This is a genomic window from uncultured Escherichia sp., from assembly GCF_948475835.1.
Lineage (GTDB): Bacteria > Pseudomonadota > Gammaproteobacteria > Enterobacterales > Enterobacteriaceae > ECMA0423.
The window spans coordinates 16,831-30,729 of the sequence record NZ_CAOLGM010000008.1 but is presented as its reverse complement, the minus strand read 5'-3'; the positions used below and the strand labels follow the sequence as shown (position 1 = coordinate 30,729).

21 protein-coding genes are annotated in these 13,899 nt (G+C 57.0%); all 21 read left to right on the top strand.

Annotated elements, in window-relative coordinates; all coding sequences use genetic code 11:
* Positions 1 to 126 precede the first annotated feature (126 nt).
* The 21 genes from QZF50_RS03140 (at position 127) to QZF50_RS03040 (ending at position 13,859) form a co-directional block, all read left to right on the top strand.
* On the top strand, positions 127 to 477 hold the full coding sequence (locus tag QZF50_RS03140) for a putative holin (protein ID WP_061892594.1): 351 nt from the start codon (positions 127 to 129) through the stop codon (positions 475 to 477).
* 2 nt (positions 478 to 479) lie between these two features.
* Complete coding sequence (locus QZF50_RS03135; protein WP_061892593.1) at positions 480 to 1,220, top strand: transglycosylase SLT domain-containing protein; 741 nt, start codon at positions 480 to 482, stop codon at positions 1,218 to 1,220.
* A complete protein-coding gene (locus QZF50_RS03130; RefSeq protein WP_061892592.1) occupies positions 1,204 to 1,854 on the top strand; it encodes a hypothetical protein in 651 nt (216 codons plus the stop codon). The genes QZF50_RS03135 and QZF50_RS03130 overlap by 17 nt, the downstream gene beginning before the upstream one ends.
* On the top strand, positions 1,851 to 2,177 hold the full coding sequence (locus QZF50_RS03125) for a hypothetical protein (protein ID WP_061892591.1): 327 nt from the start codon (positions 1,851 to 1,853) through the stop codon (positions 2,175 to 2,177). The genes QZF50_RS03130 and QZF50_RS03125 overlap by 4 nt, the downstream gene beginning before the upstream one ends.
* Positions 2,177 to 2,488: a hypothetical protein gene (locus tag QZF50_RS03120; RefSeq protein ID WP_061892590.1), complete on the top strand. Its 312-nt coding sequence runs from the start codon at positions 2,177 to 2,179 to the stop codon at positions 2,486 to 2,488. Before QZF50_RS03125 ends, QZF50_RS03120 begins: the two co-directional genes overlap by 1 nt.
* A gap of 2 nt (positions 2,489 to 2,490) precedes the next feature.
* The gene (locus QZF50_RS03115) at positions 2,491 to 3,033 is read left to right on the top strand and encodes a DUF3486 family protein (RefSeq protein WP_061892589.1); all 543 of its coding nucleotides are present in this window, start codon (positions 2,491 to 2,493) and stop codon (positions 3,031 to 3,033) included.
* Positions 3,030 to 4,553, top strand: a complete 1,524-nt coding sequence (locus QZF50_RS03110; RefSeq protein WP_061892588.1) for a hypothetical protein — start codon at positions 3,030 to 3,032, stop codon at positions 4,551 to 4,553. The genes QZF50_RS03115 and QZF50_RS03110 overlap by 4 nt, the downstream gene beginning before the upstream one ends.
* Positions 4,553 to 6,049, top strand: a complete 1,497-nt coding sequence (locus QZF50_RS03105; RefSeq protein ID WP_061892587.1) for a DUF935 domain-containing protein — start codon at positions 4,553 to 4,555, stop codon at positions 6,047 to 6,049. Before QZF50_RS03110 ends, QZF50_RS03105 begins: the two co-directional genes overlap by 1 nt.
* Positions 6,030 to 6,851 (top strand): phage minor head protein, encoded by an 822-nt coding sequence (locus QZF50_RS03100; protein ID WP_061892586.1) that lies wholly within the window; start codon positions 6,030 to 6,032, stop codon positions 6,849 to 6,851. Before QZF50_RS03105 ends, QZF50_RS03100 begins: the two co-directional genes overlap by 20 nt.
* Positions 6,852 to 6,853: 2 nt before the next feature.
* On the top strand, positions 6,854 to 7,312 hold the full coding sequence (locus QZF50_RS03095) for a phage virion morphogenesis protein (RefSeq protein ID WP_000135513.1): 459 nt from the start codon (positions 6,854 to 6,856) through the stop codon (positions 7,310 to 7,312).
* A 214-nt stretch (positions 7,313 to 7,526) separates the two neighbouring features.
* On the top strand, positions 7,527 to 8,642 hold the full coding sequence (locus tag QZF50_RS03090) for a hypothetical protein (protein WP_061892585.1): 1,116 nt from the start codon (positions 7,527 to 7,529) through the stop codon (positions 8,640 to 8,642).
* A 14-nt stretch (positions 8,643 to 8,656) separates the two neighbouring features.
* Complete coding sequence (locus QZF50_RS03085) at positions 8,657 to 9,610, top strand: hypothetical protein (RefSeq protein ID WP_001286905.1); 954 nt, start codon at positions 8,657 to 8,659, stop codon at positions 9,608 to 9,610.
* A gap of 9 nt (positions 9,611 to 9,619) precedes the next feature.
* A complete protein-coding gene (locus QZF50_RS03080) occupies positions 9,620 to 9,958 on the top strand; it encodes a DUF2190 family protein (RefSeq protein ID WP_000537457.1) in 339 nt (112 codons plus the stop codon).
* 1 nt (position 9,959) lies between these two features.
* Positions 9,960 to 10,406, top strand: a complete 447-nt coding sequence (locus tag QZF50_RS03075; protein WP_000271668.1) for a DUF1320 domain-containing protein — start codon at positions 9,960 to 9,962, stop codon at positions 10,404 to 10,406.
* A complete protein-coding gene (locus tag QZF50_RS03070) occupies positions 10,406 to 10,870 on the top strand; it encodes a Gp37 family protein (protein ID WP_001101808.1) in 465 nt (154 codons plus the stop codon). The genes QZF50_RS03075 and QZF50_RS03070 overlap by 1 nt, the downstream gene beginning before the upstream one ends.
* The gene (locus QZF50_RS03065; protein WP_171840581.1) at positions 10,870 to 11,121 is read left to right on the top strand and encodes a hypothetical protein; all 252 of its coding nucleotides are present in this window, start codon (positions 10,870 to 10,872) and stop codon (positions 11,119 to 11,121) included. The genes QZF50_RS03070 and QZF50_RS03065 overlap by 1 nt, the downstream gene beginning before the upstream one ends.
* Positions 11,111 to 12,538, top strand: a complete 1,428-nt coding sequence (locus QZF50_RS03060; protein WP_061892583.1) for a phage tail sheath subtilisin-like domain-containing protein — start codon at positions 11,111 to 11,113, stop codon at positions 12,536 to 12,538. Before QZF50_RS03065 ends, QZF50_RS03060 begins: the two co-directional genes overlap by 11 nt.
* Positions 12,535 to 13,059: a phage major tail tube protein gene (locus tag QZF50_RS03055; RefSeq protein ID WP_171840580.1), complete on the top strand. Its 525-nt coding sequence runs from the start codon at positions 12,535 to 12,537 to the stop codon at positions 13,057 to 13,059. Before QZF50_RS03060 ends, QZF50_RS03055 begins: the two co-directional genes overlap by 4 nt.
* A gap of 2 nt (positions 13,060 to 13,061) precedes the next feature.
* The gene (locus QZF50_RS03050; RefSeq protein WP_061892581.1) at positions 13,062 to 13,343 is read left to right on the top strand and encodes a hypothetical protein; all 282 of its coding nucleotides are present in this window, start codon (positions 13,062 to 13,064) and stop codon (positions 13,341 to 13,343) included.
* A gap of 98 nt (positions 13,344 to 13,441) precedes the next feature.
* Positions 13,442 to 13,777 carry a phage tail assembly protein gene (locus QZF50_RS03045; RefSeq protein WP_061892580.1) on the top strand — a complete coding sequence of 112 codons (336 nt, stop codon included), beginning with the start codon at positions 13,442 to 13,444 and terminating at the stop codon, positions 13,775 to 13,777.
* On the top strand, positions 13,719 to 13,859 hold the full coding sequence (locus QZF50_RS03040; protein ID WP_149015931.1) for a GpE family phage tail protein: 141 nt from the start codon (positions 13,719 to 13,721) through the stop codon (positions 13,857 to 13,859). The genes QZF50_RS03045 and QZF50_RS03040 overlap by 59 nt, the downstream gene beginning before the upstream one ends.
* Positions 13,860 to 13,899: the final 40 nt, after the last annotated feature.

Here is a 13,899-nt window from a genome sequence, read left to right as displayed (position 1 = left end):
TATTCTCCTCTGTGAATAATTCATCGTTTATCCTGCACATCCCGTATCCCCGGCTCTCTTAACGCGCTTTAAAATCCTTCGCGCCCTGTATTTGTGATGCTGTCTCCACCAGATAAGGAGACACACATGAAAAACCTGAAAACATTCATTCCCCCTGTTAAAAAACCTCGCCTCAGCGGCTGGCTGCTGACCTCAGTGCTGTTGCTGGGCACCATCGCTCTGGTCTCACCACAGCAACTGCCTGTTGTGATCTACAAGCTGGCACTCATCACGCTGGCAGCAGTGCTGGGTTACTGGCTTGACCGTTCGCTCTTCCCCAAAGCCCGTCCCGGTCAGTACCTGAAACATGACGACAGGCTGATGGCTGAAGGGCGTTTCCCGGTACAGACCGGCCTTCACCTGGTGTTTTCTGCTGCGTTAATCCGCCGTGCACTGATTGTTGCAGCGGTCTGCCTGGCTGTTGCGATGGGGCTTTAATCATGAACTGGCCGCAGATCACCTGGATTGTATGCATGTCCCTGAAACTGGCTTTCGAAGCCTTTCGGGTCTTCATCAGAACCGAACGCCTGTCAGTCCGCGCCGGGACCTTTCTGGTTCATATGGCATGGGTATTCTTTGTCGCAATATTGCTCTGGTGTGGCGGCTTTTTCAGCCAGGCATGCGCAGCACAACCTCCGCAGGCTGCGCTGCAGTATCGCGATGATGTGATCCGTAATGCCCGGCTTGAATGGGGACTGTCTGCGCCGGTGGCCGACTTTGCCGCGCAACTGCATCAGGAAAGCGGCTGGCGACCTGATGCGGTCTCACCGGCTGGCGCTCAAGGACTGGCGCAGTTCATGCCTGCCACTGCCGACTGGATAAGCCAGTTGATACCGATGCTGAGCAGTCGTGAGCCGTTTAATCCTGCATGGGCTATCCGGGCGCTGGTCAGCTATGACCGCTGGCTGTGGCAGCGCGTCAGCGCCGCCAACGACTGCGAGCGTATGGCCATGACACTGTCGGGCTATAACGGTGGTCTGGGCTGGGTACAACGGGACAGGCGGCTTGCATCACAGAAAGGTCTGGACAGCACCCGCTGGTTTGGTCATGTCGCCACGGTGAATGCCGGACGCAATGCGGCCAGCTGGCGGGAGAACCGTCATTATCCGCAACGCATTCTGCGTGAGCTGGCACCGCGATATCTCACATGGGGAGGCAGCAGTTGTGTGGCATCTGGTTAAAAAACTGCCATGGCGCGGCATTCTTCTGGCCATTCTTATCAATGCCTTTCTGATCGGCCTGTATGCCATGGGATACAGAAGTGGTCATGACTCTGCAAAGCGTGACGGTGATACCGCGCTCAGTCAGTTGCAGTCAGCATTTGACGCGTACAAAACGGAGCAGGCAATGCTTGAGAACGCTGCGTTGCGAGCATGGGCAAAACGGTATCAGGAGCAGGTGGCCGCCGGGCAGCAGGCTGAAGCCAGTTACCTTGAGCAGATTGCTCAACTGGAGAGCCGGAACAAACAACTACAGGGGCAAATTAACGATGTCACACAGCGCTGGATTGATGAAAAAGGTAAGAGCCATCCCATTGAGTGCGTGTTTACTCGCGGTTTCGTGCGCCAGTACAACGCCGCACTCGGATATGACAACGCATCCGTCGACACCGGTCATTCAGACGCAACTGCCGCCGCTGGCACCGGCACTGGCGCAGCGACCGGGCAACCTGAAACCGCTGACGCCCGGTTACGCAATTCGGGTGTCTCCCAGCGTGACGTCCTCGCCAATATCATCGACAACGCAGGGCAATGTCGTCGCTGGCGGAACCAGATAAACGCGCTGCTGAATGAACGGGAAGGATTACAGAAATGACACTGCAGGTTGAATTCTGGACGGTGGTGAGTTTTCTGCTCACCTTCATGGGGTTTGTGGGAGGGCTCGCCAAATGGCTGTTCAGTAAAGCGGAAGAACGCCAGACTGCACGATTCGCCTCTCTTGAGCAGTCACTGCAGCAGTCCGCCTCCAACTGGGGCGAGCTGGAAAAAGAATTTATGCGATTTAAGGCGGATTTACCGCTGAATTATGTCCGTCGCGAGGATTATATCCGTGGCCAGACAGTTATCGAGGCCAAACTGGACGCGCTTTACAACAAACTGGAAGTGGTACAGCAGTACCGCAATACCGGAGGTCAATAATGGTCGATATTACCCGGGTACGCCGCGAATCCCTGCGCTGGAGTCTGCTGGTTGCCCTGAACAAAACCCGCCCTTACACCGCCAGCGAGACGTTGCTGCTGGAAGTGTCCCGCGCCATCTACCCGGACACCACGCAACTGGAGCTGCGCCGTGAGCTTGATTACCTGGCAGATCGCAAAATGGTGGAACTGGAGAGGAGACCGTCCGGTGACTGGTTTGCCGATCTGAGCCGCCTTGGGGTGGATATTGTGGAATACACCGTGGAATGCAGCCCCGGTATTGCCCGCCCGGAAAAATACTGGAGTGAGTGATTATGGGACGTCGCAGCAGCATTGATTCTCTGCCGAAGGAGGTCCGTCGCTGGATTGAGCGGGCACTGACGGAGAATAATTTCACCGGCTATGCAGAGCTTGAAAGCCTGCTGAAGGAAAGGGGTTACAGCATCACCCGCTCTTCCCTGCAGCGGTTTGGCTACAAAATGGAGCAGCAACTGGCCCGTGTGCGGGCAGCAACCGAGGCGGCACGTCTGCTTGCTCGGGAGGCCGGAGACGATCCTGATGACCGTTCAGCCGGGCTGATAACCCTCGTCCAGACCGAAATGACGGACATCCTGATGCGCCTGCAGGAGTCGCGGGAAAATGACGATCCCTTCGCCCGGGCAAAACTGCTGGCAACGGCTTCAAAAAATATCGCCACACTGACCCGCGCCTCGGTCACCCTCAAGCGCTATCAGGCAGAAGTCAGGGAGAGGGTTGAACGTGCTGCCGCCGCTGCCGAGAAAATTGCCCGTAAGGGCGGGCTGTCTGCGGATGCTGTACAGGCACTGCGACGGGAAATTCTGGGAGTGGCATCATGATGAACATCCCTTCGCATATCCCGGACACAACAGCGTGTGCAGCCCCACCGGTGCTGCTGCCTTATCAGCAACGCTGGGTGGCAGATGCCTCTCCGCTTAAGGTGATGGAAAAGAGCCGTCGTACCGGTATTACATGGGCTGAGGCATCCGATAACGTACTGACCGCCGCCTCTTCTGCGCCAGCAGGCGGGATGAATGTGTATTACATCGCCTATAACCAGGACATGACCGTCGAATACATTCAGGCGTGTGCGATGTGGGCACGGGCATTCAACTATGCGGCCAGTGAAATTGAAGAAGGATTCTGGGAAGAGGACGACGACGACAAACACATCAAGACTTACACCATCAAATTTCCTGACTCCGGCTTTCGTATTGTTGCGCTCTCCAGCCGCCCGTCTAACCTGCGTGGCCGTCAGGGTATTATTGTTATCGACGAAGCGGCGTTCCATGAGCAACTGGACGAACTGCTGAAAGCGGCGCTGGCGATGCTTATCTGGGGGGGAAAGGTACGCGTTATCTCCACCCATAACGGTGACGACAATCCGTTCAATACGCTTATCGGGGATATCCGTACCGGACGTCAGGGAGGCAGCGTACATCGCATCACTTTCCGGGAAGCCGTATCTGAGGGGCTGTTCCGGCGCGTCTGTCTGCGCACCGGGAAGGAATGGTCGGAGGCATCCGAGCAGGCCTGGATGGCATCGGTGTACAAATTCTACGGTGCCGGCGCATCCGAAGAGCTTGACTGTATTCCGGCCAACGGTGGCGGTGCCTGGCTGTCCCGTGCCCTGATAGAGTCCCGCATGTCCGCTGATACGCCGGTATTGCGTCTGACCTGTCAGGAAGGTTATGAACTGCTGTCTGATGAGGTTCGCTTCCGCGAGACGCAGGACTGGCTTGATGAGCATCTGAAACCATTGCTGGAGGCACTCCCCACTGATGCCCGCTCTTTCCTGGGGCGCGACTTTGGCCGCAGCGGTGATTTGTCGGTGGACTATCCCCTGCTGCAGGAGAAGAACCTGGTACGACGCGTGCCATTTGTACTGGAGCTGCGTAACGTGCCGTTCAGACAGCAGGAGCAAATCACCTGGTATCTGATGGATGGACTGCCCGGTCTGCTGGGTGCAGCGTTTGATGCCCGTGGTAATGGTGCCTATCTGGCTGAATACGCCATGCAGCGCTACGGCTCCAGCCGGGTTCAGCAGGTGATGCCAACCGAAGGCTGGTACCGGGAACATATGCCTCCGGTCAAAGCTGCACTGGAAGACGGTAACCTGGTGGACTTACCAAAAGATGAAGACACACTGGATGACCTGCGGGCCGTTCAGGTGGTGAACGGTGTCCCCCGCGTGCCGGAGCAACGCTCAAAAGCAAAGGCTGATGGTGGTAAACGCCACGGGGATTCAGCCATCGCACTGGCGCTGGCGTATTTCGCCAGCCGTGAAATTAACAAAGGGCCGGTGAAAGCAAGCTCACGACGACGTCGTCAGGCGGCCCGTATACTGGAGGGATTCTGATGGCGAGGGGTATCTGGGTTTCACCCGATGAATTTGTTGCTTTTTCTGAGTCTCAGAAATCACTGACCGCGCAGATTGCCTCGCGCAGCCGCTCCATCGACTTTTTCGGGCTGGGGATGTACCTGCCTAACCCTGACCCCATTCTGAAATCTCAGGGCCGGGATATACGTATCTATCGCGAGCTGCGTACCGACCCGCTGGTCGGCGGCTGCATCCGCAGGCGTAAAGCGGCGGTCAAATCACTGGAGCGCGGCCTTGAACGAGGTCATGCCCCGGCGCGGGTATTCAGTTTCATCCGGGATATGCTTGACGATCTGGATCTGTCCCGCATCATCGGCGAGATGACCGACGCCGTTCTCTACGGGTATCAACCTTGTGAGATCATGTGGGGACGCTCTGTTAAATCCTGGGCCATTGCCGATATCGTGGGTAAACCCCCTGAGTGGTTCCAGTTCGACAACGACAACCTGTTGCGCTTTCGTGCTAAAGACGCCGGGCTGGAAGGTGAGCCGGTACCGCTGAACAAGTTCGTGGTACCGCGTCAGGATGCGACCTACGATAACCCATATGGCTTCCCTGATCTGTCGATGTGTTTCTGGCCCGTGACATTCAAAAAAGGCGGCATGAAGTTCTGGGTACGTTTTGCCGAGAAATACGGCTCTCCGTGGGTTATCGGCAAGCATCCGCGTGGTACCGCACAGGGCGAGATTGACCTGCTGCTGGACTCCATGGAGGCAATGGTGGAAGACGCGGTGGCCGCTATCCCTGACGATTCATCCATTGAAATTAAGGAGGCCGCAGGCAAGGCCGACAGCAGCGATATTTATCAGAACCTGATCACGCTTGCCCGCAGTGAAATCTCCATCGCCCTGCTGGGGCAGAACCAGACCACCGAGGCCAACAGTAACCGCGCCTCCGCGCAGGCCGGACTGGAGGTCACCGATGATATCCGCGATGCGGATGCAGATATCGTGGAAAGTGCGGTGAATCAGGCCATCAGGATGGCGGTATCGATGAACTTTGGCGATGTGGCCAGCCCCGTCTGGAAGATGTGGGAACAGGGAACGGTCGACGATATCCAGGCAACCCGCGACGAGAAACTCAGCCGCGCTGGTGTGGTCTTCACCTCGCAATACTTCAAACGGGAGTACCAGCTGCAGGACGGCGATATTGACGAGACACCACCGTCAGAACGCGAGAAGAACATGCTTCCGCTGTCATTTGCCGAGGCGATTGATGCCGATATTCAGGCTCAGCAGCAGCTTGACGACGCGCTGGACATTCTGATGAACGGAGGCGTGTTAACTGGCACGCTGGAATCCGTCCTGGCAGCTCTGTTCAAGCGGGTCGAAAACGGGGTTAACCCGTCTGAGCTGCTGGGCGAACTGGCGGAGCTCTACCCTCAGATGAACACGGACGATCTGCAGGAACGGCTGGCCCGCATTCTCTTTGTGGCAAATATCTGGGGGCGTCTGCATGAGCATGACAACGGCTGAACTGGCGTACTGCATGACGCTTCCCCCGAAGCGGGCAGTCAGTTACCTGAAGTCCAAAGGGTATCAGATTACCTGGGACTGGGAAGAAATGTGGCAGGAAGCCCATGCCCGCGCCTTTACCGTCGCTAAAGTGACCCGCCTGGATATCCTGGAAGATATTCGTGGGGCACTGCAGCAGGCTGTCGATGAAGGAAAAACCGATCGCTGGTTCCGGCAGGAGCTGGAGCCGGTGCTGAAGCGTAAGGGATGGTGGGGACCACGTGACACGACTGACCCGGTAACGGGTGAGCCGGTCACCATTCAGCAGGGCAGCACGTGGCGGCTCGACACCATCTTTCGCACCAATATGTCCGTACTCTACAGCGCCGGTCGTTGGGCGGAACAGATGGAAAACGTCGACGACAGGCCGTACTGGATGTATACCGGCATCAACGACAGCCATACCCGCAGGAGCCATCTGGCGCTGCATGGTCTGGTGCTGAGCTGGGATGACCCGTTCTGGCAGGCATTTTACCCGCCGAACGGCTGGCGTTGCCGCTGTAGTGTGATTGCCCTGAGTGCGGCGGATGTCCGTGCCCGTGGACTGAAGGTTATCAGCTCCGGCTCTGCCATGGGCCAGGAACTGAAACTGGTCTCAGAGAAAACCGGCGAAATGCGGAACGTGGCCACCTTTAATACCGGCACCACGAAGGTGACCACCGACGTCGGCTGGTCTTATGCACCGGGGGCAGCATACCGTCCCGACCTGGCCCGCTATCAGGGTACGCTTCAGCCACTGGCACAACAGGAACTGAGAGGATAACAATGGCTTCCGATAACCTGGTCAGTATCACCATTAACGATAAATCCCTGCGCCGGAGCCTCCGTGCGCTGGATCTTGCTGCCACAGACCTGGAGCCCGCGATGCGCAAAATCGCCGGAACCTTGCTGGCGGAAACACAGTTTAACTTTCTTGATGAGGGGCGTCCGGGGTGGATACCCTCGCTGGCAGCAGAAGAACGTGACGGACAGACACTGCAGGATACCGGGCGTCTGATGGGGTCAGTATCAACCGACCATGACGACCGGCAGGCTGTTGTGGGGACCAACGTTGTTTACGGTGCCATTCACCAGTTCGGGGGTAAAACGGGGCGTAATGAGTCTGTTGAACTTCCGGCCCGCCCGTTCCTGCCGGTGACGGGGGATGGAGAACTACAGCCTGAAGTGGTAATCCCCATCCTCGATACCATTGTCCGCCATCTTGAATCAGCGGCCCGTCGCTGAGGTTTCTCTCTTCAGGCGGGTGATTTATCATTGCCAGCGAATGAGGGGCTGTATTACCTTTATAAAGGCTTTACAGCCTCTGTTTTATAACCGCCTCCGGTTCACCGCATTGCTTTCCCTGTCCTTCACTCCTGATGTTTTCTAAAGCAGATTAAAATCGCCGGGCCTGCATTTCTCACAAACTGTCTCCGACAACATAACGCGGGACAGCAAAATGCCAGCCATTCACATTTTTAAAGCCGGTACTCATACCGATATGCACGGCAAAAAACTGCCGTTCACGCCAGACGATCTTGCCGCCTGCGTGAAAGCCTATGACCCGTCCGTCCATGAAGCTCCACTCGTGATTGGTCATCCCAGAACGGAAGACCCGGCGTGGGGCTGGGTGAAAGCCCTGTCGCTCAGCGGCGCCGATCTGATGGCAGAGCCTGCCCAGCTGGACCCGCAGTTTGCTGAGATGGTCACCGACGGGCGATTCAAAAAGGTATCCGCCTCTTTCTACCTCCCGGATTCACCGTCCAATCCGAAGCCCGGCGTGCTCTACCTTCGCCATGTGGGCTTTCTCGGGGCACAGCCACCTTCCGTCAAAGGGCTGAAACAGGTGTCCTTCAGTGAGCAGGAAGAAGGTGTGGTGGAGTTCGCCGACTGGCAGGCCATCACGAATGCCTCCCTGTGGGGAAAGCTGCGCGATTTTCTGATCGCCCGCTTCAGTCTGGACGAGGCAGAAAAAGTCCTGCCGGAATGGCAGCTCAACAGTCTGCGCGAAGAGGCGTACCGCGACACACCGTCGCAGGATGCAGCAGGTGCGCAATTCAGTGAGACAGGCCAGGTGCTGTCTTCCAAAAGTAACGAGGAATCATCGATGACAAAAGAAGAGATTGAAGCCCTTCAGGAGGAGAACCGCCGCCTGAAGCAGCAGGCTGCTGATCGCGATGCGCGTGATGCACAGGTCAGACAGGATCAACTGCATAAGGACAATGTGGCCTTTGCAGAAAAACTGGTCGCAGAGGGTCGTCTGGCTCCCCGCGCCTCCTCCGTGGTGGTTGCCCTGCTGGATGCCGTCGCCGGTGGCGACAAGCCGGTGGAGTTTGCTGAGGGGGAAAGCCGCACACCGCTGGCCACCGCCTTCCGTTCATTGCTCTCCGACGGGGAGCCGGTGATGAACTTCGCCGAACAGGCCACAAAGGATCGTGTCGGCGACGCGGTGAAGGTGGATGTGGCGGAGTTTGCAGAAGCCGATCCTGAGCGTCTGGCCCTGCATCAGAAAGCAGTGGCCCTGTCCAAAAAAGAAGGCATCAGCTATGAGGCTGCTGTCGCACGCTGCCTGTAATTTAAGGAGAGAGCATGTCTGATTACTTAAAAGGTAAACGTGTCGTTGATCCGGTACTGACCAGTATCGCCCGAGGCTATAAAAATGCCGCATTCATTGGCGAACGTATTTTCCCCGTCGTGCTGACGGACAAGGAAGGCGTGCGTGTGCCGACCTTCGGGAAAACCGCCTTTGTGGAATATGACACCGAGCGTGCCGTCGGGGCGGACAGCAATGTTCTGGTCCGTGAGAAAACCGGCACGCTTGATCTGGTGCTGGGTGAGCACGATCTGGCTGCGCCAGTGGACTATCGCGAACAGGCGGAGTCCATGTTTAACGAGGAGAGCAAGGCCATCCGTCGCGCCACGAATGGCGTGAATCTGCGCCGTGAACTTATCGCCGCCCGTCTGGCTCAGGATGAAAAGGTCTACCGTACCGGGCACGTTAAAAAACTGACAGCCGGCGACCGCTGGGCCGGTGGTAAGGGGGACCCCATCGGGGTGATTGAAGCCGGTATGGAAGCGGTCCGTACGGCCACGGGGCTGCGTCCTAACCTGATGACCATGGGGGCCGGCGTGATGGCGCTGCTGAAGTTCCACCCGGCAATTCAGGCAGCCATCGGAGCCAACGAACGCAAGCGCATCACCACGGAGATCCTGCAGGACCTCTTTCAGATCGAAGAGATCGTCATCGGTGCTCCTGTCTCCCTGCCGTCCATGAAAGCGGCAATGGATAAGGACAGCGTGCCGACGGATATCTGGGGAGACAATCTGATGCTGCACTACGTCGGCAAGCCGCAGCCGGGGGCGGACAGCGCGGACGAGAACGAGCCGTCCTTCGGCTACACCCTGCGCCGTAAGGGGATGCCTGTTGCCGACAAGTACGACGGAGCCGGCGGCAAGGTGAAGTACTGCCGTTATACCGATATCTACAAAGTCGCCGTGGTTGGTGGCGATGCCGGGTATCTCATTACCGGTATCAGTAAATAAGGAGGCGTTATGGGAACCACTCAGCAGGTCATTCTGATCACAACCGTAACGGCAGGGGCCGCACTGGCACAGCAGCGTTTTGTCGGGGCAGATAATACCCCCTGTAAAGCCGGTGCCGCAGCGCTCGGGGTTGCCGAAGTGGATGCTGTTACCGGCGACAGCACGCCGGTGAGCGTTCTGGGCATTATTGCTGTCGAGGCCGGGGCCGCTGTCAGCCGTGGTGTGGCTGTTCAGTCAGATGCTCAGGCCAGAGCCGTGCCGCAGTCCGGCGACGGTAAATCCTGTGGTATTGCACTTGATGAAGCCGGGGGTGAAGGCGACGTCATTCGTATCCTGCGCGGGGTGTGACATGTACTGCACCCTGGAGGATTTGCTTGCGCAGGTGCCGGAACGAACGCTGATCGAGCTCACCAGTGAAGAGATGGACTTCGACTCGCCTGCAACAGTGAATACCCGTGTGGTGGACAGCTGTATCCGCTATGCCGACGAGCTGATTGATGCCCATCTGCGCGGACGCTATATCCTGCCACTGGCAGAGATACCGACTGTTCTGCGGGACATTGCCATCACGCTGGTCCGTTACCGGCTCTACGCCCGCCGCCCGGAAGGTGACCTCCCGGATACGGTGAAGGATGACCACAAAGAAGCGCTGCGGCAACTCAGGGAGTTACGTGATAACAGGCTCACGCTGGGGCTGCCGTCCACTCAGAAAGATGTGCCTGAGCCTGGCGAGTTTCGTGTACGCAGCCGTCCGGCCACTTTCGGCGGTCGTGACGGCTTACTGGAGAAATACTGATGAACGTTCTGCCCGTCCTTGATGCGGTGCTGGCCCGGTTGCGCGAGAAGCTGCCTCAGCTGCAGGTTGAGTACTTCCCGGAAAAGCCGTCCGAATATCGCCTCAATCATTCTGTCGGCGCGTTGCTGCTGAGCTATGCCGGTTCGCGCTTTGACAGGCCGGATGATACCGGTGCGGTGATCCAGCCTCAGACTATCCAGCTCTGCGTCACGGTGGTCTTCCGCCAGCTCAACGGTAAAAAAGGGGCGATTAATGTCCTGGATGCTGTCCGCCGCATTCTCGGTGGCTACACCCCGCCCGGGTGCCGCCGCCGTATCTGGCTGACCCGCGAGGTGTTTATCGGTGAAGTCAGGGGGCTGTGGCAATACGCCCTCGACTTCGCGACTGAAAGCGTCTTTATCGAAGACAGCGATTTACCGTCCGGCCCGCTGTTAACCGAAGTGAACTATGAGGAAAGCGAGTGATGAAAGCATACCGCTATTCCGGCCCGGCCAGCGGCGTCACGCTGTCGGACGGAACCGAAGTCCTGCTCTGGCCGGGGAAAACTGTTTCCCTGCCGGAGGAGCATGACTACGTGAAGGTACTGGTGGCGCTGAAGCATCTGACGCCGGTATCTGAAGAGACAAAACCCGCCGGCACACCGGCTGTGCAGTCACCAAAGCGCAGAAGCAGCAGTGACAGCGAAGTGAAAACGGAGGACTCCCATGGCAGCTAACTATCTGCATGGCGTCGAAACCATTGAAGTGGAAAACGGTGCCCGCCCGGTTAAAACGGTGAAATCTGCCGTTATTGGCCTGATTGGTACCGCACCAATGGGGGACGTCAATACGCTGGTACAGTGCCTGTCTGAGAAAGACGCGGCGGCATTTGGCAGCCAGTTCACCGGCTTTACCATTCCGCAGGCGCTGGATGCGATTTATGACCATGGTGCAGGCACCGTTCTGGTCATTAACGTCCTCGATCCGTCTGTGCATAAAACCGCTGTGGTCAGTGAGAATGTGTCGTTCGACAAGGCGACAGGCAGAGCCCGGCTGGCTAATCCGGTGGTCGCGCAGCTGGTACTGAAACCGGACAGCGACGGTCAGCCTTATGTTGAAGGTCAGGACTACTCGCTTGATGCACAGACCGGGGTGATTACTAACCTGGGTAAAAGCATTGCTGCAGATGCAACGGTGAAGGCCAGCTATAACTATGCTGATCCGACCAAAGTCACCCCGGCTGATATCATCGGTACCGTTAACGCTGCAGGCAACCGTACCGGCATGAAGCTGCTTAACGACAGTTTTAACCTGTTTGGCTACTTCGCCAAAATCCTGATTGCTCCGGTATTCTGCACCCAGAACAGCGTCTCGGTTGAGCTTATCGCCATGGCTGAGAAACTGGGAGCAGTAACCTATATTGATGCGCCGGTTGGTACCACTTTTGCGCAGGCTCTGGCGGGACGTGGCCCGGAAGGCAACATTAACTTTAATACCAGCTCTGACCGTGTCCGCCTGTGCTACCCGCATGTGAAGGTATATGACCCGGTGACGAACACGGAGCGTCTGGAGCCACTGAGCCAGCGTGCTGCGGGCCTGCGTGCCAAAGTCGACCTGGATAAAGGGTACTGGTGGTCATCCTCCAATCAGGAAATTCTGGGGATCACCGGCGTGGAGCGCCAGCTGTCGGCAATGATTGACGATCCGCAGAGCGAGGTGAACCTGCTTAACGAACAGGGGATCACCACGGTATTCAGCAGTTACGGCAGCGGCCTTCGTCTGTGGGGGAACCGGATGGCAGCATGGCCAACGGTCACCCATATGCGCAACTTTGAGAACGTTCGTCGCACCGGTGATGTGATCAACGAGTCCATTCGTTACTTCAGTCAGCAGTACATCGACATGCCGATTACTCAGGCGCTGATTGATGCACTGACGGAGTCGGTCAACGCCTACGGTCGAAAGATGATTAGTGATGGTGCCCTGCTGGGCTTCAACTGCTGGTTTGATCCGGCCCGCAATCCGGAGACGGAACTGGCCGCCGGTCACCTGCTGCTGAGCTACAAATACACGCCACCACCGCCGCTGGAACGACTGACGTTTGAGACTGAGATCACCTCGGAATACCTGTTAACCCTGAAAGGGGGCAACTGATGTCAAAGATTGAGATAAACCGAATCACGAATGCCAACATCTATCTGGATGGTACTAACCTGCTGGGACGGGCTGAGGAGGTTAAACTCCCCGATGTCTCCATGATTATGCAGGAACACAAGGCACTGGGGATGGTGGGTAAGGTGGAACTCCCGGCTGGTTTTGACAAACTGGAAGGCGAAATCAAATGGAACAGCTTTTACCGCGATGCGATGCTGTCTGCCGCGAACCCGTACAGGTCGCTGGCGCTGCAGTGTCGCTCCAGCGTCCAGCGCTACAGCTCGCAGGGGCTGATTGACGAAATCCCGCTGGTCACCTTCCTGACAATTATGTTCAAGAAGAACCCGCTGGGGACGTTCAAACAGCACGAGAACGCCGAGTTCTCCAGCAGCTTCACCTGCACGTATATCAGACAGGTACTGGATGGTGAAGAGCTGCTGATGCTGGACTACCTGGCCAACATCTTCCGCGTCGGTGGCGTTGATCAACTGACCGACTACCGCATCAATATCGGAGGCTGACGGTGAGTGTTGAACTGACGGATAAAGGAGGACGATGTGCGGCACTGGGCATGTCAAATGGTACGTGGTTTACCCTCCTTGATATTCCGGGGGTGGAAACCCTTTTTAATACCCGTAAAACCAATGACCCGATTGACTGCTCGCGTTCAAAGGCCCGCAAACTGGCGGATTTGATTGAAGCATGGGAGCCACCCGATCACTGGTTCTCCGGCATCGACAAATCTGAGGGAAAGGCGCTTCTCATCGCTTTCCTGCGTAACTGCAAGGGGTTTCGCACTTGCTGATATCACAGGGGCTCCGGCCCCTTTCTTCTTAATCTCCTTTAATATCCGTCACGTCCACCGCCAGACATACTGCCCTGAACTTACACAGGAGCACGATCATGTCACAGACCCAGCCAGATACTTTTACGCTGTCTTATCCTTTCACCACTGCTGCCGGCACCAGAATTGAGCAGATTGAACTGAAACGCCTGACGGTAAAAGACCTGAAGCAGGTGCGCAAAATCAACAAAGACCCGGCAGACTGGGACGAACCGCTGATTGCCCGTAGCACTGGTATCCTCCCGGAGGACCTCGATAACATGGATCTTGCCGACTATATGGAGCTGCAGAAACGATTTCAGAAAATCACTGGGCTGGACAAGAGCGACAAAAACGCTGACGCAGGCGCAGGGGCTGCTGGCAAGGTGGTTCAGGTTTCAGCCGGGGGAGATTGATGCCCTCGATACTGACGATCTGGAGATGTGGCTGGAGCAGGCTGAAGAGCAAATCAAAAGCGAGTTCGGCGACAATCAGTAACAACGTATCACTTAACAGCCGTCAGTCGCGGCTGTTCTAC